Here is a 1341-nt window from a genome sequence, read left to right as displayed (position 1 = left end):
AAGGAGGCCGGCCTGGTACGCGAGCGCACTACACAACGCACCGACTCCACCCACGTCCTGGCCGCGGTCCGCGACCTGACCCGACTGGAGATGGTCACCGAAGCGGTCCGCGCCGCGCTGGAGGAAGTCGCCGGCACCGCCCCGCACCTGCTGGACGAGCTGGTCGACGAGGATTGGGGGCGCCGTTACGGCCGTCCAGTCCGCCTGGGGAAGAACCCCACCAAGCCCAAGACCAGGATGTTAGCTACCGGCGACGACGCCGTCCGGCTCCTGGAGCACCTCTACCAGCGCGAGGGAGACTGCGCGTTCGGCCCCCGCGTCCAGACCCTGCGCCAGATCCTGGTGCAGAACTATCACCGCGATGCCGCAGGCCACTTGCGCTGGCGCACCGCCGAGACGGAAGACGGCCCCGGGCTGCCACCCTCGTCCCGCGCGATCGTCTCGCCCTACGACATCTCGGCCCGCTACGCCCGTCACGGGCACATCATCAGCTGGAAGGGGTTCTCCGCTCACCTGACGGAGACGTGTGCCCCCAACGGCCCCAACGTGATCACGGACGTGGCCACCACCGCCTCCACCACCCATGACAGCAAGGCTCTGCCCGGCATCCACACCCGCCTGCACCGCCGCGGCCTGCTGCCCGCCGAGCACCTGGTCGACAGCGGCTACACCTCCCTGCCCCACCTTGCACAAGCCGCACATGACCACCAGGTCACCGTCTCCGGGCCGCTCCGGGGCAACCCCACCCGGCAACACCGCCGGGGTGAAGGCTTCGCCCGCGACGACTTCCACATCGACTACGACCGGCGGCAGGTCACCTGCCCCCAGGGCCAGGTCAGCCAGGGCTGGCACGGCCCCTTCCCGCCCTCCTCACCCACCGCGGCACCTCTGATCGTGGCCCGGTTCACCAAGAGCCAGTGCCACCCCTGCCCGGCCCGCGCCCAGTGCACCACCTCCCGCGAAAGCCACCGCACCGTCGGCTTTCCCCCGCGAGAACTCCGCGACCTGCAACTCCGCGTCCGTGTCCCAGCAGCAGACACCTGAGTGGAAGGCCCGCTACGCGGTCCGCTCCGGAGTAGAGGGAACGGTCAACGAGTTCGCCCACGGCCACGGCATGCGCCGCTGCCGCTACCGAGGCCAGGGCAAGGTCCATCTCCAGCACGTCCTGACCGCCATCGCCATCAACATCGAGCGCCTCAGCCGTCTCCCATCGACCGAGGAAGCACCCCCTCCCCGCCAGCCGACCGCCTTCCAGACCTACCTCGATCAGCACGAGATCCCCCGGCCGAAGTCCTGGCGAACCCTGGGCACCTGACCTCGGCAACTCCAAGATCCCCGACA

The 1341-nt window shown here is 69.9% G+C and carries 1 protein-coding gene and 1 pseudogene; both read left to right on the top strand.

Features of this window, described 5'->3' with window-relative positions:
• Positions 1–1044 (top strand): annotated as a pseudogene (locus ABZZ74_RS54230) (IS1182 family transposase); the annotation flags it as partial.
• A complete protein-coding gene (locus tag ABZZ74_RS54225; protein ID WP_356951457.1) occupies positions 1022–1315 on the top strand; it encodes a transposase in 294 nt (97 codons plus the stop codon). The pseudogene ABZZ74_RS54230 and the gene ABZZ74_RS54225, both read left to right, overlap by 23 nt.
• Positions 1316–1341 lie beyond the last annotated feature (26 nt).

This window comes from Streptomyces sp. NPDC006476 (assembly GCF_040612015.1).
Taxonomy (GTDB): domain Bacteria; phylum Actinomycetota; class Actinomycetes; order Streptomycetales; family Streptomycetaceae; genus Streptomyces; species Streptomyces griseorubiginosus_B.
Note: the sequence above shows the minus strand (reverse complement) of the source record. Positions and strands in the feature narration are given on the sequence as shown.